This window comes from Nocardioides donggukensis (assembly GCF_014842875.1).
Classification (GTDB): domain Bacteria; phylum Actinomycetota; class Actinomycetes; order Propionibacteriales; family Nocardioidaceae; genus Nocardioides; species Nocardioides donggukensis.
This window is the reverse complement of the sequence record NZ_JACYXZ010000003.1, coordinates 247,524-269,279: the sequence shown is the minus strand read 5'-3', so window position 1 is coordinate 269,279 and position 21,756 is coordinate 247,524. Positions and strand designations below refer to the sequence as shown.

The 21,756-nt window shown below is 74.1% G+C and carries 18 protein-coding genes; 12 read left to right on the top strand and 6 right to left on the bottom strand.

The window, feature by feature from the left end; translation table 11 throughout:
- Positions 1 to 36: 36 nt before the first annotated feature.
- Entirely contained in the window at positions 37 to 714 is a 678-nt protein-coding gene (locus tag IE331_RS16990; RefSeq protein ID WP_192143570.1) for a L,D-transpeptidase, read from the top strand.
- A 27-nt stretch (positions 715 to 741) separates the two neighbouring features.
- Here IE331_RS16990 and IE331_RS11475 read toward each other — a convergent pair whose 3' ends face one another.
- Entirely contained in the window at positions 742 to 2,262 is a 1,521-nt protein-coding gene (locus IE331_RS11475; protein WP_192143985.1) for a DEAD/DEAH box helicase, read from the bottom strand.
- A gap of 45 nt (positions 2,263 to 2,307) precedes the next feature.
- Between IE331_RS11475 and IE331_RS11470 the strand changes: the two genes are divergently transcribed.
- A complete protein-coding gene (locus IE331_RS11470; RefSeq protein WP_192143569.1) occupies positions 2,308 to 3,021 on the top strand; it encodes a ferritin-like fold-containing protein in 714 nt (237 codons plus the stop codon).
- Between the two features lie 204 nt (positions 3,022 to 3,225).
- Here IE331_RS11470 and IE331_RS11465 read toward each other — a convergent pair whose 3' ends face one another.
- From IE331_RS11465 to IE331_RS11455, 3 genes are all read right to left on the bottom strand, one after another.
- Entirely contained in the window at positions 3,226 to 3,555 is a 330-nt protein-coding gene (locus IE331_RS11465; protein WP_192143568.1) for a GlsB/YeaQ/YmgE family stress response membrane protein, read from the bottom strand.
- 27 nt (positions 3,556 to 3,582) lie between these two features.
- On the bottom strand, positions 3,583 to 3,804 hold the full coding sequence (locus tag IE331_RS11460; protein ID WP_192143567.1) for a DUF3107 domain-containing protein: 222 nt from the start codon (positions 3,802 to 3,804) through the stop codon (positions 3,583 to 3,585).
- Between the two features lie 62 nt (positions 3,805 to 3,866).
- Positions 3,867 to 4,445 carry a TetR/AcrR family transcriptional regulator gene (locus IE331_RS11455; RefSeq protein ID WP_192143566.1) on the bottom strand — a complete coding sequence of 193 codons (579 nt, stop codon included), beginning with the start codon at positions 4,443 to 4,445 and terminating at the stop codon, positions 3,867 to 3,869.
- Between the two features lie 275 nt (positions 4,446 to 4,720).
- Between IE331_RS11455 and moeZ the strand changes: the two genes are divergently transcribed.
- The 6 genes from moeZ (at position 4,721) to IE331_RS11425 (ending at position 11,044) form a co-directional block, all read left to right on the top strand.
- Positions 4,721 to 5,920, top strand: coding sequence for an adenylyltransferase/sulfurtransferase MoeZ (gene moeZ, locus IE331_RS11450; RefSeq protein ID WP_192143565.1), 1,200 nt, complete (start codon positions 4,721 to 4,723; stop codon positions 5,918 to 5,920).
- Between the two features lie 235 nt (positions 5,921 to 6,155).
- Positions 6,156 to 7,979, top strand: a complete 1,824-nt coding sequence (locus IE331_RS11445; protein ID WP_192143564.1) for a hypothetical protein — start codon at positions 6,156 to 6,158, stop codon at positions 7,977 to 7,979.
- Positions 7,980 to 8,064: 85 nt separating this feature from the next.
- Positions 8,065 to 8,691 carry a class F sortase gene (locus tag IE331_RS11440; RefSeq protein WP_192143563.1) on the top strand — a complete coding sequence of 209 codons (627 nt, stop codon included), beginning with the start codon at positions 8,065 to 8,067 and terminating at the stop codon, positions 8,689 to 8,691.
- Positions 8,692 to 8,786: 95 nt separating this feature from the next.
- Positions 8,787 to 9,680, top strand: a complete 894-nt coding sequence (locus tag IE331_RS11435; RefSeq protein WP_192143562.1) for a hypothetical protein — start codon at positions 8,787 to 8,789, stop codon at positions 9,678 to 9,680.
- Positions 9,681 to 9,782: 102 nt separating this feature from the next.
- Positions 9,783 to 10,670 (top strand): hypothetical protein, encoded by an 888-nt coding sequence (locus tag IE331_RS11430; RefSeq protein ID WP_192143561.1) that lies wholly within the window; start codon positions 9,783 to 9,785, stop codon positions 10,668 to 10,670.
- A gap of 71 nt (positions 10,671 to 10,741) precedes the next feature.
- Positions 10,742 to 11,044, top strand: a complete 303-nt coding sequence (locus tag IE331_RS11425; RefSeq protein WP_201931657.1) for an MGMT family protein — start codon at positions 10,742 to 10,744, stop codon at positions 11,042 to 11,044.
- A 4-nt stretch (positions 11,045 to 11,048) separates the two neighbouring features.
- On the opposite strand, the gene IE331_RS11420 is transcribed toward IE331_RS11425, so the two are convergent.
- Positions 11,049 to 11,591, bottom strand: a complete 543-nt coding sequence (locus IE331_RS11420; protein ID WP_201931655.1) for an SRPBCC family protein — start codon at positions 11,589 to 11,591, stop codon at positions 11,049 to 11,051.
- A gap of 61 nt (positions 11,592 to 11,652) precedes the next feature.
- Between IE331_RS11420 and IE331_RS11415 the strand changes: the two genes are divergently transcribed.
- Positions 11,653 to 14,868: an ATP-dependent helicase gene (locus IE331_RS11415; protein WP_192143560.1), complete on the top strand. Its 3,216-nt coding sequence runs from the start codon at positions 11,653 to 11,655 to the stop codon at positions 14,866 to 14,868.
- Positions 14,865 to 18,122 (top strand): UvrD-helicase domain-containing protein, encoded by a 3,258-nt coding sequence (locus tag IE331_RS11410; RefSeq protein WP_192143559.1) that lies wholly within the window; start codon positions 14,865 to 14,867, stop codon positions 18,120 to 18,122. Before IE331_RS11415 ends, IE331_RS11410 begins: the two co-directional genes overlap by 4 nt.
- Here IE331_RS11410 and deoD read toward each other — a convergent pair.
- Positions 18,112 to 18,819 carry a purine-nucleoside phosphorylase gene (gene deoD / locus IE331_RS11405; protein WP_192143558.1) on the bottom strand — a complete coding sequence of 236 codons (708 nt, stop codon included), beginning with the start codon at positions 18,817 to 18,819 and terminating at the stop codon, positions 18,112 to 18,114. The two genes, IE331_RS11410 and deoD, sit on opposite strands and share 11 nt — an antisense overlap.
- Before the next feature lie 42 nt (positions 18,820 to 18,861).
- Here deoD and IE331_RS11400 point away from each other — a divergent pair, with 42 nt between their 5' ends.
- Positions 18,862 to 20,787, top strand: a complete 1,926-nt coding sequence (locus IE331_RS11400) for a M3 family metallopeptidase (protein ID WP_201931653.1) — start codon at positions 18,862 to 18,864, stop codon at positions 20,785 to 20,787.
- Complete coding sequence (nudC, locus tag IE331_RS11395) at positions 20,784 to 21,701, top strand: NAD(+) diphosphatase (RefSeq protein ID WP_192143557.1); 918 nt, start codon at positions 20,784 to 20,786, stop codon at positions 21,699 to 21,701. Before IE331_RS11400 ends, nudC begins: the two co-directional genes overlap by 4 nt.
- Positions 21,702 to 21,756 lie beyond the last annotated feature (55 nt).

Here is a 21,756-nt window from a genome sequence, read left to right as displayed (position 1 = left end):
CGCCGTTCACCGGGAGGTGCGCGGTACGGCCGCATCGTGGCCGCCGGGACGTCGGTGGCGGTGACGCTGGTGGCGGTGCTGGGCGGGGTCGGCGTGATCTCCGCGGAGACCTCCGTGGCAGCGGCCGGGTCGGAGTCGGCCGGGCCGGGGTCGTCGGGGTCGTCGGAGTCGTCCGGCTCGGACGTCGGCGCCTCGGGGGCGACGGTCGCGGACGTCGAGGAGTCGGACGCCGCGAAGACGGGTGTCGACGACTCGGACACCGCGCGCCCGTCGGCGCCGACCACGGACGCGTTGCCCGGCCGAGGGTCGACGGCGCTGCCGCCTCGCTCCGGCACCGGTCGGCGGGTGGTGTTCAGCGAGTCGCGGCAGCGAGTCTGGCTGGTCGGATCCCGGGGAGGCGTGTGGCGCACGTACCTGGTCTCGGGGAGCCTCTACGACAACCTGGACCCCGGCAGCTACGAGGTCTTCTCCCGCTCGGAGCAGGCCTGGGGCATCGACGACTCGGGGACCATGCGCTGGTTCGTCCGGTTCGCGCGCGGACCGAACGCCGCGATCGGCTTCCACGACATCCCGATCGACGACGGCGCGCGCGTGCAGACCGTGGCCGAGCTCGGGAGCCCGACCTCGCACGGCTGCATCCGTCAGCGCACGCCCGACGCCAAGGCCCTGTGGGCCTTCGCACCGGTCGGGACGACCGTGGTCGTCACGACCTGACCCGGACGGGTCGAGCCCGCCCGGCGATCAGTCGGTGCCGACCGCCGAGCCGCCGCGGGTGCGACGGCGGTTCCGGCTCCGGTTCCGACGGCGCGGCGCGTCGCCGGCCTTCTCGCCGGTGCCGCCGGTCGCCTCACGGCGGCCGCCCTGCCCGCCGCCACGGCGGTCGTTGCTCGAGGCGCCCTTGCCGGCCTTGCTCGCCGAGCGCTCGACCGGTGCGGGGTCCTTGATCCGGCCCTTGGTGCCGGGCGGGATGCCCATGTCGTGGAAGAGGTGCTCGGAGGTCGAGTAGGTCTCCTGCGGGTCCTCGAACGGCAGCGCGAGCGCCTTGTTGATGACCTTCCACCGGGTGATGTCCGCCCAGTCCACGAACGTGACCGCGATCCCGGTGGCGCCGGCCCGGCCGGTGCGACCGATGCGGTGGATGTAGGTCTTCTCGTCCTCGGGGCAGGTGTAGTTGATGACGTGCGACACGCCGGCCACGTCGATGCCGCGGGCGGCGACGTCGGTGGCGACGAGCACCTTGAGCTTGTCGTCGCGGAACTTCGTCAGCGCCCGCTCGCGGGCGGCCTGCTGCATGTCGCCGTGCAGGGGGCTCGCGGCGAAGCCGCGCTCGTCGAGGTCGTCGGCGATCCGCTGCGCCTGGCGCTTGGTGCGGGTGAACACGATGATCTTGTCGGCGCCCTCGGACTGGAGGATCCGGCCGATGATCTCCGGCTTGTCGAGGTCGTGCGCCTGGTAGATGAACTGCGCGGTGGCGGGCACGGTCGCGTTGTCGTCGGCCGACTCGGCGCGGATGTTCATCGGGTGTCGCATGTGGGTCCGGGCGAGGGACACGATCGCCGACGGCATGGTCGCCGAGAACAGCATGGTCTGCCGGGTCTCGGGGGTCTTGGCCAGCAGGCGCTCCACGTCGGGGAGGAAGCCGAGGTCGAGCATCTCGTCGGCCTCGTCCAGCACCACGCAGTGGACGTGGGAGAGGTCGAGGGACCGGCGGTTCGCCAGGTCGAGCAGGCGACCCGGGGTGCCGACCACGACGTCGACGCCGCGCTCCAGGGCCTCGAGCTGCGGCTCGTACCCGACCCCGCCGTACACGGTGAGCACCCGCAGGCCGCGGTCCTTGCCGGCGAGGGCGAGGTCGTTGGAGACCTGGAGCGCCAGCTCACGGGTCGGGGCGACGATGAGGGCCTGCGGCTTGCCCGGCACCAGCTCGGTGTAGTCGGGGTCGTGCTGGGCGACCGAGCGCTGCAGCACCGGGATGCCGAACGCCAGGGTCTTGCCGGTGCCCGTGCGGGCCTGACCGATGAGGTCGGTGCCGACCAGGGCGACCGAGAGGGTCATCTCCTGGATCGGGAACGGGGTGACGATGCCGGCGCGCTCGAGGGCGTCGGCGATCTCGGGATGGACCCCGAGCTCTCTGAAGGTGGTCACGCGTGATGTCGACTTCCGTGAGTAGGTCTGAGCGGCCGACTCCGGTTCGAATCCGCCGCGCACATGCACCGGTGCCGGCCGCCTGAGGAGGGCGGCGCCGGAAGGGGCCGCGAGCATGGTCGCGGCGCGCACTGGGCCCAACCCTATCGGTACGCTGCGGCCATGACTGAATCGCCGAGCGGAATCGAGCAGCAGCCTGGTGGGGTGGCGTTCGCCGATCCCGGCTACCGGGCCGCGGTCGTCGACCTGCTGGGCGTGATCGCCTACGGCGAGATCTCGGCGTTCGAGCGGCTCGCCGAGGACGCGAAGCTGGCCCCCTCCCTGGAGGACAAGGTGGCGCTGGCCGTGATGGCCAGTGCGGAGGTGGGCAACGTCGTCCGGCTCCGGGAGCGTCTCGAGCAGCTCGGCGCCGACCCGTTCGCAGCGATGCAGCCCTTCCGTGCGGCCGTCGACGCCTTCCACGAGCACACCGCCCCCTCCGACTGGCTCGAGGGGCTGGTCAAGGCGTACGTCGGCGACGGGCTGGCGCGCGACTTCTACCGCGAGATCGCGGCGTTTCTCGACGTCGAGACCCGCGACCTGATCCTGGCCGCCCTCGACAGCACCGCGCACAGCACCTTCGTGGTCGAGCGGGTCCGGCAGGCGATCGAGCGCGACCATCGGGTCGGTGGCCGGCTCGCGCTCTGGGGGCGGCGGCTGATGGGCGAGGCGCTGTCGCAGGCGCAGCGCGTCGCCGCGGACCGGGACGCGCTGTCATCGCTGCTCGCCGGCGGGGTGGACCGGCCGGGCATGGACCTGGCCGCGCTGGGTCGGATGTTCAACCGGCTCACCGAGCGGCACGCGCAGCGGATGGCCGACCTCGGCCTCGCGCACTGACGCTCGGCCAAGCCGACGCGCCGAACGCCGGCGAGATCGATGCGCCGAACGCCCGCAGGGCCCATGTGTCGAACGCCCGCAATTGCGGCCGTTCGACATGTTTTTCCGCCGATTCCATGTCATTCGGCTGCAATTGCGGCCAAATGACTGGTCGGCGCGCGGGGCCGCAGCACGTCTCGATGCGGTCCGCGACGCGAGGTCGGGTCAGCCGGCCCCGGCGGCGGGCGGATGCCCGCCGGGGTGCCCGCGGTGCTGGTGGCGGCCGCCCCAGTGGTGGATCTCCAGCGTCGTCACCACCCCGGTGAACGCCGCGCCGGCGCCGATCTGCCAGACGTAGCGCCACCAGTCGGTCTCGGCGGTGGCCTCGAGGAGCAGGGTCTCGTGCAGCCAGGCTCCGGTCAGGACGCCGCTGATGCCGGCCAGCGTGGTCAGCCACAGCGGGACCCGCTCCCGGTCGCGGGGCGCGAGTGACTTGCCGAGGAGGCCCAGCAGGGCCCCTCCGGCCAACGCCCACAGCAACGTGCTGGTCGTCACGAGCCTGTCCCGCCCGGTCCGGGTGGGTTAGGAGCGGAAGCCGACCTGGCCGGCGACGCCGCCGCCGACCTCGACGTAGGCCAGCCGCGCCGACGGCACCAGGACCCGGCGGCCCTTGCTGTCGGTCAGGGCGAGGACGCTCTCCGAGGTGACCGCCTCCGTGACGGCCTTCTCGATCGCGTCCGCGCTGTCGCTGGTCTCCACGACCAGCTCGCGGGCGGCGTTCTGGATTCCGATCTTGACCTCCATGGGGTCCTCTCTGTTCGGGGGTGCGGTGCGATGCATCTGGGGCAGGTGGGCCGGGTGTCCGGTCAGAGCCGCGGGTAGCCGCGGATCCCTCGCCAGGCCAGGCCGGCGATGAGCTCCACGGCCTGGTCCCGGCTCAACGTGGAGGAGTCGGCCATCCAGTAGCGGGCGCTGACCTGGGCCATGCCGACCAGCGAGACCGCGAGCAGGTGGGCGGCGTCACCGGGCAGGTCGGTGTCCTCATGGATCACCTCCGCGATCATCTTGGCGCAGCCCGTCGTGACCCGCTCGAGGTTGTCACGCACGGTCGGGTCGCTGGTCAGGTCGGACTCGAAGACCAGACGGAAGGCCCCGGACTCGGCGGCCACGTAGTCGTAGAACGCGGTGATGCTCGCCGCCACCCGCAGCTTGTTGTCGTCGGTCGAGTCCAGCGCGCGGCGGCAGTTCTCGATGATCTGGTCGCAGGAGGAGTCCAGCAGCGCGAGGTAGAGGTCGAGCTTGCCCGGGAAGTGCTGGTAGAGCACCGGCTTGGAGACCCCGGCCCGCTCGGCGATGTCGTCCATCGCGGCGGCGTGGTAGCCCTGCGCCACGAACACCTCCAGGGCCGACTCGAGCAGCTGGGCCCGCCGTGCCTTGCGGGGCATCCGACCGCCCCGGGGACGCTGCTCGTCCAAGTCCTGACCAGCCGTCACCTGTGGCTCCCTCGCTCCGGTTCGTGGGGCGTGTTGCCCATGCGGCAAGCCTACCCGCTGGTACGGGTCCGGATGACGGACGTCCGGCTCCCGGCCGGCCCGGTCAGCCGATCATGGCGGAACCGCCGCAGTGGCGTGCGCGGGGCGGGAACATGCCCGCCGCCCCGGTTGTTGGACCGGGCAGCACAGACCACGAGGACCCAGCCCAACCGTTTCGAGGAGTGACCGTGTCGTATCCCGCGCTTGTGGAGCCCGCCGCCGAGCTGAGCGTCGACGAGGTACGCCGCTACAGCCGGCACCTGATCATCCCCGACGTCGGCATGACCGGTCAGAAGCGGCTGAAGAACGCCAAGGTGCTGGTGATCGGCGCCGGCGGCCTCGGCTCGCCGGGGCTGCTCTACCTGGCCGCGGCCGGGGTGGGCACGATCGGCATCGCCGAGTTCGACGAGGTCGACGAGTCGAACCTGCAGCGCCAGGTGATCCACGGTCAGTCCGACATCGGCCGACCTAAGGCGGAGTCCGCCAAGGACTCGATCGCCGAGATCAACCCGCTGATCGACGTCGTGGTGCACAACGAGCGCCTCGACAACGACAACGTGATGGGCATCTTCGAGGGCTACGACCTGATCGTGGACGGCACCGACAACTTCGCCACCCGCTACATGGTCAACGACGCGGCGTACTTCCTGGGGATCCCCTACGTGTGGGGCTCGATCTACCGCTTCGACGGCCAGGCCTCGGTGTTCGCGCCGATGCTCGCCGACGACGCGCCGTGCTACCGCTGCCTCTACCCCGAGCCCCCGCCGCCGGGCATGGTCCCGTCCTGCGCGGAGGGCGGCGTGCTGGGCGTCCTGTGCGCCAGCATCGGCTCGATCCAGGTCAACGAGGCGATCAAGCTGCTCACCGGCATCGGCGACCCGCTCATCGGCCGGCTGATGATCTACGACGCCCTCGAGATGGAGTACCGCAAGCTCAAGGTCCGCAAGGACCCGAACTGCGCCCTGTGCGGTGAGAACCCCACCGTCACCGGCCTCATCGACTACGACGCCTTCTGCGGCGCGGTCTCCGACGAGGCCGCCGACGCCGCCGTCGGCTCGACGATCTCGGTGACCCAGCTCGAGCAGATGCTCAAGGAGCGCGAGGAGGGCACCGGCGACTTCGTGCTGGTCGACGTCCGGGAGCCCAACGAGTTCGAGATCAACCGGATCCCCGGCTCCGTGCTCATGCCGAAGGGCGACTTCCTCAACGGCTCGGCCCTCGAGCAGCTGCCGGCGGACAAGAAGGTCGTCCTGCACTGCAAGTCGGGCGTCCGCTCCGCGGAGGTGCTGGCGATCGTGAAGGGCGCCGGGTACGCCGACGCGGTGCACGTGGGCGGTGGCGTGGTGGCCTGGGTCGACCAGGTGGACCCGAGCCAGCCGTCGTACTGACGCGATGTAGTCATCTCAACCACCCCGATCGGTCATTTCCTGACCGGGCGTGTGTCCGCTTCGCCCGGAACCGGTGAGATCCGCCTATAGTGCGAAGCGGTGGGGGACACGGCCCAGATGGCCGTCCGGGGGTCCGTTGCCGTTCTGGAAGTTGCCGGGGGGCTTCTTCCTCTGAACGGGGTTGTACGTCATGTCGTCACGTACTGCGCGTTTTCGCGCGCTCTTGAGTCTCGCGGTGCTCACGGCACTGCTCTCCGCGGTGGCGGGTGCGGCCAGTGCCGCACCGCCGGACCGCAACAAGGTCTACGTCTGCAAGTACTCCAGCCAGGGAGACAGCGAGCGGCTGCAGACGTTCAACCAGGTGGCCGTCAGCACGATCGAGGGGTTCCCCTCAGATCCGGCTGACGCCGTCTTCCCCTACCTCTTCGGGGACTCCCAGGGCCGCTCGATCGCCATCGGGTTCGTGGACAACCCGGCTCGGACCCGGGACGACTGCCCGGCTCCGCGCGGCGGCACCGAGGTGAGTGTGCCGGCGACGCCGAGCCCGAGCGCGGCGACCTGCGACACCGACGGCGCGCTGGTGGTGCCGGTGACCGAGCACGTGCTCACCCGGGTGAACGGGGTGCTCGTGGAGCAGTCGAGGACGTTCGGTCCGGGGACCTACACGATCAGCTACGAGGCGGCCGAGGGCTATGTGCTGGTGGGTCAGCAGCCCGGTCCGGTGGCGGTGGACGCCGCCACCGACGACTGTCCGGTGGAGCCGGTGCCGGTGGACGTGCCGGCGACGCCGAGCCCGAGTGCGGCGACCTGCGACACCGATGGCGCGCTGGTGGTGCCGGTGACCGAGCACGTGCTCACCCGGGTGAACGGGGTGCTCGTGGAGCAGTCGAGGACGTTCGGTCCGGGGACCTACACGATCAGCTACGAGGCGGCCGAGGGCTATGTGCTGGTGGGTCAGCAGCCCGGTCCGGTGGCGGTGGACGCGGCCACCGACGACTGTCCGGTGGAGCCGGTGCCGGTGGACGTGCCGGCGACGCCGAGCCCGAGTGCGGCGACCTGTGACACCGATGGCGTGCTGGTGGTGCCGGTGACCGAGCACGTGGTGACCCGGGTCGACGGGACGCTTGTGGAGCAGGAGTCGACGTACGGTCCGGGGACCTACACGGTCAGCTACGAGGCGGCCGAGGGCTATGTGCTGGTGGGTCAGCAGCCCGGTCCGGTGACCGTGGACGCGGCCACCGACGACTGTGCCGTGGAGCCGGTGCCGGTGGACGTGCCGGCGACGCCGAGCCCGAGTGCGGCGACCTGTGACACCGACGGCGTGCTGGTGGTGCCGGTGACCGAGCACGTGGTGACCCGGGTCGACGGGACGCTTGTGGAGCAGGAGTCGACGTACGGTCCGGGGACCTACACGGTCAGCTACGAGGCGGCCGAGGGCTATGTGCTGGTGGGTCAGCAGCCCGGTCCGGTGACCGTGGACGCGGCCACCGACGACTGTGCCGTGGAGCCGGTGGAGGTCGCGATGCCGACGACGCCAAGCCCGAGTGCGGCGACCTGTGACACCGACGGCGCGCTGGTGGTCCCGGTGACCGAGAACGTGCTCACCCGGGTCGACGGGACGCTCGTGGAGCAGGAGTCGACGTTCGGGCCCGGGACCTACACGGTCAGCTACGAGGCGGCCGAGGGGTTCGTGCTGGTGGGTCAGCAGCCCGGTCCGGTGACCGTGGACGCCGCCACCGACGACTGCCAGGTCGTGACCGAGGAGCCCGGCACCGTGGACCCGCCCGCGGGCCCCGGGACGGACAGCCCCGAGGTCGCCGCGCCGGTGGCGCCCGCGGCCCCGGCAGCCCCCACGGGCGGTGACACGCCGGAGGCCGGCGCGGTGGCTCCGGTCGTCGCGGTCCCGACGTCGGTCGACGCCGGGGTGGACAGCCTGCTGCCGGTCATGCCGGACGCCTCGGCATCCGGGTCCCTGCCGACCGCTCCGTTGGGTCTGGCGGCGGGTCTGCTCCTGCTCGGCCTGGGGCTCGTGCTGCGCAGGAGGGCCGATCAGCTCTGAGGGCACGGATCGTGCCCGGGGACGAGAGGGGGATGCCGGCGGCCGCACCCGCACCGCCGGCACCACCCTGGTCTGCCTGGCGCTGATGCTGCTCGCGCTGGCGACGCTGGACCTCGGCCGGGACCAGTGGGCGGCGCGGGCGGCGACCGGACCGGTCGGGATCCAGGGACCGGCCCAGGTGCAGGACGCCACCGACTCCCCCGAGTCGGTGGCGTCCTTCGCCCGTTCCGACTCGGCGAAGCCGGCCGGGGTGTCCCGCCGACCGGTGCTCGCCGCCAGGCCGGGAGCCCCCCGGGTGGTCTCGGTCCCGTCCCTGGGCATCGCCGCCGAGGTGGATCCGATCGACGCCGCGGGTGGGGTGCTCACCCCGCCCTCCGACGCCCGCCGCGTCGGCTGGTGGGCGGCCGGGGCACAGCCCGGGTCGAGCACCGGCAGCGTGCTGGTCACGGGTCACACGGTGCGGGCCGGGGGAGGTGCCTTCGACGACCTCGAGGAGGTACGGCGTGGGTCGGTCGTGCGGGTGACCACGGAGGCCGGCCTCGTGTCCTACCGGGTCGGTGCGGTCCGGGTGCTCTCCAAGGGGGAGCTCGCGACCGAGGCGGCCGAGCTGTTCGACCCGGCTGGGGAGGCCCGGCTGGTGCTGGTGACGTGCGAGGACTGGGACGGGACGGCGTACCTCAGCAACGTCGTCGTGGTCGCCGAGCCCCTCTGAGAACGATCGCCCCCGGCACCCGTCGGCGTAACCCGGCGCGGCGGCGCTCGTTGAACCGGGCACCCCATCGCCACCCCTCGGGAGGAATCCGCCCCATGACGTCCCACCACCCCGCCACCGCCACCCGCACGCGCACCCGGGCGCTCGGCGCCCTCGGCGCGACCGCGCTCGGCGCGGCCCTCCTCGCAGCGCCGGCCGGCCAGGCCTCCGCCGCGCCCACCTGGGCGCCGGCCGAGGACGCCCGGATCCACCCGGGCGTACAGATGTACACCGACGGGGCGCAGTGCACCGGCAACTTCGTCTTCACCGACGGCGCGGGCAGGACCTACGTCGGCTACGCCGCGCACTGCGCGGGCACCGGCGCGGCCACCGACACCGACGGCTGCAAGGCCTCCTCGCTGCCGCTCGGCACCGCGGTGACCTTCAACGAGGGCGGCAGCCTGGTCGGCCGAGGGACCCAGGTCGGCACCGGGACCCTCGCCTACAGCTCCTGGCACACCATGGACCAGCGCAACGAGCAGGACGCCAACACCTGCGCCTACAACGACTTCGCCCTGGTCGAGGTCGCCGCCGGCGACGTCTCGAAGGTGAACCCGTCGGTGCCGTTCTGGGGCGGACCGGAGGGCCTGAACACCACCGGCACCGCGGCCGGCGACCGGGTCTACTCCTACGGCAACTCCAGCCTGCGCGGGGGAGTCGAGGCGCTGTCGCCGAAGACCGGCACCAGCCTCGGTGACGACCCGGCCGACGGCGGCTGGACGCACCCGCTCTACACCGTGACCCCGGGCGTGCCCGGTGACTCCGGCAGCGCGTTCCTCGACGGTGACGGCAACGCGGTCGGCACCCTGTCCACGCTCGGCCTGGCCCCGCTCCCGGCGTCGAACAACATCGGCGACATGGCCAACGAGCTCGCCTACGCCCAGCAGCACAGCGGGATCGCCGGGCTGCAGCTGGTGACCGGCACGGAGCCGTTCGACCCCGCCCTCTGAGCCACGGCCCGAGCTGCCGGCCCGCTGGGCCGGCCCCGGGCACGAACCTGCCCCTCGACCCCGGTCGGCGTAGCCGATCGGGGTCAGGGCCGTTGTAGGGACATGCTCCCCTCCTCGACGGCCCGCCGCCCGCACCCCGGGCTCGCCCGGTCCCTCGGCGGCCTGGTGGCCGTGCTGACCGCCCTGCCTCTGCTCTGGGTCGCCGGCGGGGCGGCGGCGGGCGGCTCGCGCTGGGCGCCCGCCGACCGGGCCACGATCACCCCGGGGGTGCAGATGTTCACCGCCGGCGCGCAGTGCACCGGCAACTTCGTGTTCACCGACCGCCGGGGCCGGGTGTACGTCGGCTACGCCGCGCACTGCGCCGGCCTCGGCGAGGCCACCGACACCGACGGGTGTGCCACGGGCTCCCTTCCCCTCGGGACCCGGGTCCGCTTCGCCTCCGGGGCCGATCTCGTCTCGCGCGGCACGACGCACGGCTTCGGCCGGCTGGCGTACTCCTCGTGGCGCACCATGGCCGAGCGCGGCGTGCGACGGGCGAATCCCTGTGCCCACAACGACTTCGCCCTGGTCCGGGTCGGCCGCAAGCGCGTCGGGAAGGTCAACCCCACCGTGCCGTTCTGGGGCGGACCGACCGGCGTCGAGGTCGACGGGGTCGACGCCGGGAGCCGGGTCCACGGCTACGCGAGCTCGAGCCTGCGCCCCACCGACACGCTCTCGCCACGCACCGGGGTCTCGCTGGGCCGGTCCGCCGGCGGCTGGGCCCACGACGTCTACACCGCCACCCCGGGTGTCCCCGGCGACTCCGGCTCCGGCCTGCTGGGTCCGGACGGGCGCGCCTTCGGCACCCTGTCGACGGTCGCGGTGGCTCCGGTGCCGGGCTCGAACGGGGTCGGCGACCTGGCCCGCGAGCTGCGCTTCGCGCGCCGGCACTCGGGCATCGACGGCCTGCGCCTGGTCCGGGGCACCCGGCCCTTCGAGCCCATCCCCTGAGCCCAACCCCTTTGCCCGGCCACAGGACGTCCGGTCCAGAGCGCTGTATCTCAACACCTAGGCTGGCGGCCGTGGACGAGGAGTACGTCGAGGCGGTGCTGGCCTGCGTCGAGCAGGTCCCGAGCGGCCGGGTGACGACGTACGGCGCGGTGGCCGAGGCGGTGGGCACCCGCCTGGGGCGCGGCGGCCCCCGGCAGGTGGGGTCGGTGATGGCCCTGCACGGCGGCGGCGTCCCCTGGTGGCGGGTGGTGCGGGCGGACGGGTCGTTGCCGCCCTCCCACGAGGGGGAGGGGCGGCTGCGTCACCTCGAGGAGGGCACGCCCCTGCGGGCGTCCGGCGCGATCGACCTGCGGGCGGCGTACTGGCAGCCGTGAGGCCTCAGACCCGCTCCCGCAGGCCGGCGGCCAGACCGGCCAGGGTCAGCGCGTCGAAGAGGCCGCCCACCGACCGGGCCAGCCGGACGTGGCGGACCGGACCCAGCCGGAGCCGGAGGTGGACGCGGGTGCCGGCGTCCTGCGGGCGGAGCACGATCGCCCAGCTCACCTGGGTGCGACCGCGCTCGGACCGGTGGACCAGGTGGGCGCCGGGCTCCAGGTCGGCCACCTCGAAGGTGGCCTCGGGGCCGCCGTAGTCCGGGATCACGTCGCCGACCGCCAGCGACTGCCACCGCGCCTCGACCGTGCGGGTCGCCCGGCGCGCCCGGGGCAGGAGCCGCTCGACCCGACGGGGGAGGTACCACCCGGCCCGGCCCTTGCCGAGCTGCACCAGCCACGGCCAGGCCACGGCCGGTGGCACGGCGAGGTCGAAGCCGCGGTCCATCACGACGTCCGGGTCCGGCACCAGCTCGTCGCCGGGCAGCGCGGCGGCCACCTCGCCGGGCCGTGGGGCCACCGACCCGAGCAGGCGGTCGGTGCGGGTCATCCCCCGAGACTAGCCCCGTCCCGACCGACGCTGTCGGAGCCGGATGGTTGGGTAGGCACCGATGAGCACCGCGACCTACCACCTGCGACCGGCGGCCACCCCGGCCGGACCGGTCGACCTCGACGAGCACCAGCGCCGGGTCGTCGACCACGCCGACGGTCCGCTCCTCGTGCTGGCCGGCCCCGGCACCGGCAAGACCACGACGCTGGTGGAGGCGATCGTGCGGCGCGTCGAGGAGGGGGCCCGTCCCGACCAGGTGCTGGCGCTGACCTTCTCCCGCAAGGCCGCCGAGCAGCTGCGGGACCGGGTCGTCGCGCGGATCGGGCGCACGACGTCGAGCAGTCTCAGCTCGACGTTCCACTCCTTCGCCTACGGCCTGGTGCGGCTCTACGCGCCGGCCGAGCTGTACGCCGCCCCGCTGCGGCTGCTGAGCGCCCCGGAGCAGGACGTCGTGCTCCAGGAGCTGCTGACCGACAACCCGGAGTCGGTGCGCTGGCCGGACCACCTGCGCGCTGCCGTCGGCACCCGTGGCTTCGCCCGCGAGGTGCACGCCGTGCTGGCCCGGGCCCGCGAGCGCGGGCTCGACCCCGACGACCTGGTCGAGCTGGGGCGGCTGGAGCGGGTGCCCGAGCTGGAGGCCGCCGGGCTGTTCCTGCGGCAGTACCTCGACGTCCTCGGCGACCAGAGCGCCATCGACTACCCCGACCTGATCGCGCGCGCGGTCATCGAGGCCGAGGCGCACCGCGAGGACCTCCGGGCCCGGTTCCGGCACGTCTTCGTCGACGAGTACCAGGACACCGACCCGGCCCAGGTGCAGCTGCTGCGGGCCCTGGCCGGCGACGGGCGGAGCCTCACCGTGGTGGGCGACCCGGACCAGTCGATCTACGGCTTCCGCGGCGCCGACGTCCGCGGCATCCTGGACTTCCCGACCGAGTTCCCGGCCGCCGACGGCAGCCCGGCCCCCGTGGTGGCGCTGGGCACCACCCGCCGGTTCGGCTCGCGCCTGCTCCGCGCCTCGCGAGGGATCGCGGCCTCGATCGGCATCACCGGCTCGATCCCGGCCGCGACGTACGCCGCGTTCCGGTCGCCGCAGCCGGCCCGGACCGAGCACGGCCCCGGCAGCGTCGAGGCCTGGACCTTCGACACCGCCCGGGCCGAGACCGAGCACGTCGCCGACCTGCTGCGCCGGGCACACCTGGAGGACGGTGTCGGGTGGTCGGAGATGGCCGTCCTGGTCCGCTCCGGCCGGTCCTCGATCCCGGCGCTGCGCCGGTCCCTGGGTGCGGCCGGTGTGCCGGTGGAGGTGGCCGGCGACGACACCCCTCTGGTGCGCGAGCCCGCGGTGCTCCCGCTCCTGGCGGCGCTCTCGGCGGTCGTGGACGGCTCGGTCACCGACCCCGACGACGAGCACCACGTCGGGGCCGACCGGGTCGAGGAGCTGCTCATCTCCCCGCTGGGCGGGCTCGACGCCACCGACGTCCGGTCGCTCACCCGGGCGCTGCGGGCGCGGCAGGCGTCGGTGCCGGCCCGAGAGCTGCTGCGACGGACGCTGCTGGAGCCGGAGATCCTCTCCGGCCTCGACGGCGAAGCCGCCCGCCGCGCGGGCCGGCTCGCGGCGCTGCTCGAGCGGGCCCGGGTCCGGCTGGCCGAGGGCGGCACCGTGGAGGAGGTGCTGTGGGTGCTCTGGGACGGCAGCGACTGGGGTCGCCGGCTCCGGGCCGCCACCGCCGGAGGCGGACCGGCCGCCCGGCTCGCGCACCGCGACCTCGACGCGGTGTGCGCGCTCTTCGAGGTCGCCGCCCGGGCCGAGGAGCGCAAGGGCCACACCAGCGTCCGGGAGTTCCTGGCGACGCTGCGGGCCCAGGAGATCCCCGGGGACACGCTGGCCGAGCGCGGGGTGCGCGGCGACGCGGTGCGGCTGCTCACCGCGCACCGGTCCAAGGGTCTGGAGTGGCGGCTGGTCGTCGTGGCCCACGTGCAGGAGGAGGCGTGGCCGGACCTGCGGCGCCGCTCCACCCTGCTCCGGGCCGACGAGGTCGGCCGCGGCGGGCTGCGGCCCCCGACCACGCTCAAGGAGCTGCTGGCCGAGGAGCGTCGGCTCTTCTACGTCGCCTGCACCCGGCCCCGGCAGCGGCTGGTGGTCACCGCGGTGCGGTCCCCGGACGACGACGGCGAGCAGCCCTCCCGGTTCCTGCACGAGCTGGGCGTCGAGCCGGTCCACCGGGTCGGCCGCCCGCATCGGCCGCTGTCCATGGCCGGGCTGCTGGCCGAGCTGCGGCGTACCGTGGCCGACCCCGCCCAGCCCGAGGCCCTGCGCGGCGCCGCCGCCCGCCGGCTGCGGATGCTGGCGGAGACCGACGTCCAGGGCCGGCCGGTGGCCTCCGGGGCGGATCCGTCCACGTGGTGGGGGATGCGCGGACCGAGCCGCTCCGAGCGCGCCGTCCGGCCGCCCGACGAGCCCCTGACGATCTCGGCCAGCGCCCTCGACGGCCTGCTGACCTGCCCCGCGCAGTGGTTCCTGCAGCGCGAGGCCGGTGGGGCCGTGGTCAGCTCGGCCAGCCAGGGCTTCGGCACCGTGGTGCACGCGATCGCCGAGCGGCTCGCCTCCGGCGAGATCCCGCAGCCGGCGGAGGGTGAGCGCGGCGACCGGCCGATCGACGTGGAGGCCGACCTGATGCCGCTCGTCGACGAGGTCTGGGGTCGGCTGGAGTTCCGCACCCCCTGGTCGCGGGCGCGGGAGCGGCAGGCGGTCGTCGACGCCCTGACCCGGTTCGTGGCCTGGCACGAGCGGCCCGACGCCCGCACCGTGCTCGCCACGGAGCCGAGGATCAGCGCCGAGGTGACGCTCCCCGACGGCCAGGCGGTCCGGCTGCACGGGTACGCCGACCGGCTCGAGCTCGACGAGGACGGCCGGGTGGTGGTCGTCGACCTCAAGACCGGCAAGTACGCCCCCACCAGGGAGCAGGTCGCCCAGCACCCCCAGCTCGGCCTCTACCAGCTCGCGGTGGACCACGGGGCCGCCGACGAGGCCGCGGGACGGCCGGTCACCGCGGGCGGCGCCGAGCTGGTGCAGCTGCGGCACGGGACGGGCCTGCCCAAGGTGCAGCAGCAGCCCGCACCCGAGCCGGGCGCCGACCGGCTGGTCGAGCAGCAGCTCGAGCAGGCCGTGGCGGCCCTGCGCGAGGAGCGCTTCGCGGCCCGCCCGGGCGGTCACTGCGACCGCTGCGACTTCCAGGCGATCTGCCCCGACAAGGCCGCCGGGTCGGTGCTGTCGTGACCCGGGAGATCCGCACCCCCGAGGAGCTGCGCGACCTCCTCGGCGAGGACTGGACCTTCAGCCCGCAGCAGTTCGCCGCGATCACCGCACCGCTCGAGCCGGCGGTCGTCGTGGCCGGCGCCGGGTCCGGCAAGACCACGGTGATGGCGGCCCGAGTGGTCTGGCTGGTGGCCACCGGCCGGGTCCGGCCCGGCGAGATCCTGGGGCTGACCTTCACCACGAAGGCGACCGCGGAGCTCTCGACGCGGATCCGCGACAACCTACGCCGCGCCGGCCTGCTGCCGGAGCGCGGTGCCCGGCCCGGCGGTGAGCCGGTGGACCCGGCCGAGGAGGTGGAGGAGCCGACGGTCGCGACCTACCACGCCTACGCCCAGGGCCTGCTCGCCGAGCACGGCCTCCGGGTCGGGCACGAGCCGGACACCCGGCTGATCGCCGACGCCAGCCGCTACCAGCTGGCCGCCCGGGTGGTGCAGCGGCACTCCGCGCCGGTGCAGCACCTCAGCGACTCGCCGCGCCACGTGGTGCAGTACCTCCTCGCGCTGGACGCCGAGATGAGCGAGCACCTGGTCCACCCCGACCAGGTGCGCGAGCACGACGCGCGGCAGCGGCCCCTGTTCGTGGCCGGGATAGCCACCGAGCACCGCAAGACCTACCGCGAGCGCAACGAGAAGGCGATCGCCGCCATCGACAAGCGGGCCGAGCTGCTCGGCCTGGTCGAGGCCTACCGCGCCCTGAAGGCGCAGCTGGGGCTCATGGACTTCTCCGACCAGATCGCGGTGGCCGCGCGACTGGCCAGCGAGTGCCCCGAGGTGGGGGCGGCCGAGCGGGCGGCGCACCGGATCGTGCTGCTCGACGAGTACCAGGACACCTCGGTCGCCCAGGCGCTCATGCTGAGCCGGCTCTTCTCCGGCCCCGACGTCGAGCACGGGCGCGGGCACCCGGTCACGGCCGTCGGCGACCCCAACCAGGCGATCTACGGGTGGCGCGGCGCCTCGGTGTCCAACATCCTCGAGTTCGCCCAGGACTTCCCCTCCGCCTCAGGACGGCCGCTGACCTACCCGCTCACGGTCAACCGCCGCTCCGACGCGCGGATCCTCGCCACCGCCAACCACCTCGCCGGGGACCTGTACGCCGGCCGCCCCGAGCTGCTGCCCCTGGAGCCGAAGCCGGACGCCGCGCCGGGTGAGGTCCGGGTGCACGTGCACGAGACGTGGGACGACGAGCTGTCCTGGCTCGCGGACCGGGTCGTCGAGACCCACGCGCAGCTCGTCGCGACGCGGGCGGACGCCGCGCCGGCCGGGCGCCGGGCGGCCGAACAGGAGCCGTGCTGGCGGGAGATCGGTGTGCTCACCCGGGACAACGCCCACGCCGCGGCGGTCTTCGACGCGCTCACCGACCGCGAGATCCCGGTCGAGATCGTCGGTCTCAAGGGTCTGCTGCGGCTGCCCGAGGTCTCCGAGGTGGTCGCCACGCTCACGCTGGTCCAGGACGTCACCGCCAACGCCGCCCTGCTGACCCTGCTCGCCGGACCGCGCTGGGCGGTGGGGCCGCGCGACCTGGCGCTGCTCGGGCGGCGGGCCCGTGAGCTGGCCGGGTCGGCCCGCGGCGGGGAGGGGTTCGCGGACCTCCGCGCCCAGCTCGCGGCGGCGGTCGAGGGAGCGGATCCGGTCGAGATCCCGTCCCTGTGCGACGCGCTCGACGACCCCGGTGAGCTGGACTACTCGCCTGAGGCCGCGGAGCGCTTCGCGCTGCTGGCCGAGGAGCTGCGGCGGCTCCGGTCGGCCGTCGGCGAGCCGCTGCTCGACCTGGTCCGCAGGATCGTGGAGGTCACCGGCATCGACCTCGAGCTGGCCTCCTCGGTGAGCCCGGCCGCCGCCGCCCGTCGGGAGAACCTCGACCTGTTCCTGCAGGCGGTCGCCGAGTTCCAGGCCGTGGACGGCCGGGTCACGCTGGCCGCGCTGCTGGCCTGGCTGGAGGCGGAGGACGAGTTCGGGCAGGGCCTCGACGTCGCCACCCCCTCGGAGGCCGACTCCGTGAAGCTGCTGACCGTGCACCGGGCCAAGGGCCTGGAGTGGGACGCGGTGTTCCTGGTCGGGGTCACCGAGCGCTCGTTCCCGACCAACCGCACCCGGCCGAGCTGGCTGACCGTGGCCCAGGTGATGCCCACGGCGCTGCGGGGCGACGCCCGCGACCTGCCGGCGCTCGCCGGCCACACCCCCGACGACATCGCCGCGCTCGCCGCGGCCACGAAGGCGCACGAGGCGGTCGAGGAGCTCCGGCTCGGGTACGTCGCCTGGACCCGGGCCCGACACCGGCTCTGGGTCTCGTCCTGGTGCTGGTCCCCGCGGCTCAAGACCGGCCGCGGCCCGTCGGCGTACCTGGTGGCCACCCGGGAGGCGATGGCGGCGTGGGGTGCCGAGCCGGACGCCTGGCGGGAGGCCCCGGTCAAGGGCGAGACCAGTCCCTACGCCGGTGCTCCGACCGACCTGGAGTGGCCGATCTCGCACCACACCGCCGAGGTGGAGCGGCGGCACGAGGCGGCGCGCCGGGTGCGCTCGGCCGACCTCGCCGAGCCGGACCGGGTCGAGGACGTCCTGCACCTCGACCTGGTCCAGCAGTGGGACGAGGAGATCGCCCGGCTGCTCGACGAGGCCCGCCGGGACCGCTCGCCCGACATCGTCGTGCCGCTGCCCGAGAGCCTCTCCGCGACCGCGCTGGCCCGGCTGCGCGACGACCCGGCCGCGTTCGCGCAGGCGCTGGCCCGCCCGATGCCGCGGGCGCCGTCCCCCGCGGCCCGGTTCGGCACCCGGTTCCACGCCTGGGTGGAGGCCCGGTTCGGCCAGCAGCTGCTGCTCGACCCCGACGAGCTGTCCGGGCGGGCGGACGCCGAGATCGACGGCGAGGCGGACCTGCAGGAGCTGGTCAAGGCCTTCGAGAACGGCGCCTTCGCCGACCGGGTGCCGCACGCCGTCGAGCCGGCCTTCGCCCTGGTGCTGGCCGGTCAGGTCGTGCGCGGACGGATCGACGCGGTCTACGTCGACGGCGAGGACCACCTCGTCGTGGACTGGAAGACCAACCGCGCGGAGACCGCCGACCCGCTGCAGCTGGCGCTCTACCGGCTGGCGTGGGCCGACCTGGCGGGGGTGCCCCTGGAGCGGGTCCGGGCCGCGTTCTACTACGTGCGGACCGACCGGCTGGTCGAGCACGCCCCCCTGCCCGGCCGCGAGGAGCTCGAGCGGCTGGTCAGGCCGTGACCGCGGCGAGGGCGATCTCGACCATGGCCGGGAAGGTCTCCTGCCGCTCCAGGGCCGTGGTCTCCTCGCCGGTGACGAGGTGGTCCGAGACCGTGCAGATCGCCAGCGCCCGGCGCTCGTGCCGGGCGGCCAGCGTGTACAGCGCGCTGGCCTCCATCTCCACGGCCAGCACGCCGTGGTCGGTCATCGGCTCGACCAGCTCCGGCCGGGGCGAGTAGAACTGGTCGCCGCTGAGGATCAGCCCGGTCCAGGTGGTCACGTCGTCGCGGGCCTGCGCGGCGTCGTACGCCGCCCGCAGCAGGCCGAAGTCGGCGACCGGGGCGTAGTCGAGGCCGTGGAAGCGGAGCCGGTTCATCCCGGAGTCGGTGCAGGCGCCGGTGGCCAGGATGACGTCGCGGAGGCCGACCTTCTCGACCAGGGCGCCGCACGAGCCGATCCGGACGATCGAGCGCACGTCGTAGTCGGTGAAGAGCTCGGTGGCGTAGATCGCCAGGGACGGCTGCCCCATGCCGGAGCCCTGCACGCTGATCCGCTCGCCGCGCCAGGTGCCGGTGTAGCCGAGCATTCCGCGGACCTCGTTGTAGCAGGTGACGTCCTCGAGGAAGGTCTCCGCGACCCAGCGGGCCCGGAGCGGGTCGCCGGGCATCAGGACGTGGGGGGCGACCGCGCCGGGGGCGGCGCCGATGTGCGTGCTCATGGGGTGATCGTAGGGGCCGGAGGCGGTGGGTAGCCTGCCTGTGTGAGCACGCCCGCGGACCTCGCGCCGCTGTCCCTGCCCGCCCCCGACGGGGACTGGTCGGCCTGGTTGGCGGAGCGGTGCTCCGGTGCCCTCGACCGGGCCGCCGCGCAGCGGGACCGGCTGGTGGTCGGGGACGGCGACCCGCTCGAGACCTGGAACACGATCGGGATCCACCTGGCCGACTGCCTGGCCGCGGCCGGGCTGCTGGCCCAGGTGCACCCCGACGCCGGGATCCGGGCCGAGGCCGAGGAGGCCGAGCTGGCGGCCGAGCGGTTCCGGACCGCACTGATGCTCGACGACGGCGTGCACTCGGCCCTCGCCGCCGTCGACCCCGAGCGGCTCGACCCTGACGCCCGCCGGGTCCTGGCGCACTCGCTGCGCGACCTGCGCCGGGCCGGGGTCGACCGTGACGAGGCCACCCGGTCCCGGCTGCGGGAGATCAGCGAGCAGGAGACGACGTTGGCCCAGGCGTTCTCCCGCGGCATCCGTGAGGGCCGCCGCAGCACGCAGGTCCCGGCCGCGGCGGTCGAGGGGCTGCCCGAGGACTGGGTGGCCGAGCACCCGGCGGTCGGGGGTGAGGTGACGGTGACGACGGACTACCCCGACACCCACCCGTTCCTCACGTTCTCCACGGACGCCGCGGCCCGGCGGGCGGTGATGACCGCCTTCCTCGACGTCGGCTGGCCGGACAACGCCGCGGTGCTGAGCGAGCTGCTCGACCTGCGGCACGAGCACGCGACGCTGCTCGGTCACCAGGACTGGCCGTCGTTCGACGCCGAGGTCAAGATGATCGGGTCCGGCCCGGCGATCGGGGACTTCATCGACGAGATCACCGCGGCGGTCGGCCCGGCGGGCGAGCGGGACCTGGCCGTCCTGCTCGACCGGGCCCGGCAGGACGACCCGGCGATCGAGCGGATCGACATGGCGAGCTGGCGTCACTACGCCGAGCTGGTGCGCCGGGAGCGGTTCTCGCTGGACGCCCAGGAGGTGCGGTCCTACTTCGACTTCGGCAAGGTCCGGCAGGGCCTGCTCGACGTCACCGGCCGGCTGTTCGGGCTGACCTGGGAGCGGGTGGTCGGGGCGCCGACGTGGCACCCCGACGTGGCGACGTACGACGTGGCCGCCGACGGGACGCCACTGGGCCGGATCCACCTCGACCTGCACCCGCGCGCCGGCAAGTACAACCACGCCGCGCAGTTCGACCTGGTGCCCGGTGTGGCCGGCGTGCAGGCGCCCGAGGGGGTGCTGGTCTGCAACTTCCCCCGCGGCCTCATGACGCACGCCGACGTGGTGACGCTGTTCCACGAGTTCGGGCACCTGCTGCACCACGTGCTCGGCGGCCGGCAGCACTGGGTGCGCTTCTCCGGCGTGGCCACCGAGTGGGACTTCGTCGAGGCGCCGAGCCAGATGCTGGAGGAGTGGGCGTGGGACGCCGAGGTCCTGGGCCGGTTCGCCACCGACGAGCACGGCCGTCCGATCCCCGCGGATCTGGTACGGCGGATGCGGGCCGCCGAGGAGTTCGGGCAGGGCTACCTGGCCCGGGCCCAGATGTTCTACGCCGCCGTCTCCTACCGGCTGCACCTGGAGCGCCCCGACGACCTGGACGCCCGGGTGCGGGAGCTGTGGGAGGAGTACAACCTCATCGCGCCGCTGCCCGGGGGCCACTTCTTCACCTCGTTCGGGCACCTCACCGAGTACACCTCCGGCTACTACACCTACATGTGGAGCCTGGTCATCGCGAAGGACCTGTTCTCGGCGTTCGACCCCGCCGACCTGTTCGCGCCCGAGGTCGCCCGGCGCTACCGGGACACGGTGCTGCGGCCCGGCGGCAGCCGGGACGCCGCCGACCTGGTCGAGGAGTTCCTGGGGCGTCCCTACGACTCCGCGGCGTTCCGGGCCTGGCTGGAGCAGGGGCCCGGCGCATGAGCTTCCCCCACCTCGACCTCGCGGCCGACGCCCACGACCGGGCCGGGGTGCGTCGCGTGGACGCCGCCTGGTTGGAGGAGCGCTGGGCCGACCCGGACACCCGTGTGCTGGTCGTGGCCGGCACCCGGATCCGGCCGGTGGGCGGACGGGTGGACTGGCGGCCTTCCGCGCAGGTGCCGGACGGCACCCGGCTGCTGCTCGGCGAGCGGGACGGCCGCACCTGGTTCGCGGTGATCGTGGACCCGGACCAGGCGCCGGGGGAGCGGGGCGAGTGGGTCGGACTCCGGGCGGTGCTGCCTCGGCTCGCCGCGGCCGACCCGGAGGGCTCGAGCCAGGCGCCGCTGCTCTTCCACGCGATCGGTCTCGCGGAGTGGCACTGGGCGACCCGTCGGTGCCCGCGCTGCGGGGCACCCGTGGTCGCCCGGTCCGCCGGGCACGAGCTGGTCTGCACCGAGTGCGGCAAGGGACAGTTCCCGCGGACCGACCCGGCGGTGATCATGGCGATCACGCACGGGGACGGGGACGACGAGGCGATCCTGCTCGGCCGGCACCCCAGCTGGCCGGCCGGCCGCTACTCGACGCTGGCCGGCTTCTTGGAGCCGGGCGAGACCCTGGAGGACGCCGTACGCCGTGAGGTCGCCGAGGAGGTCGGGGTCGTCGTGGGCGACGTCCACTACTTCGGCAGCCAGCCCTGGCCGCTTCCGGCGAGCCTCATGGTCGGCTTCGTGGGCCGGGCGCTGTCCCGCGAGATCCACGTGGACGGGCACGAGATCGAGTCCGCCCGCTGGTTCACCCGGGCCGAGCTGCGGGCGGCGTGGGCCGACGGCAGCGTCGTGGTGCCGACCGGGATCTCGATCTCCTCGTCCCTGCTGGAGCACTGGTTCGGCGAGCCGTTGCCCGGCGACGGCTGGTAGCCGCCAGGGTCTCCCCGGTCGAGCCCCGTCGAGCCCGGTCGAGTGCTCAGGTGGT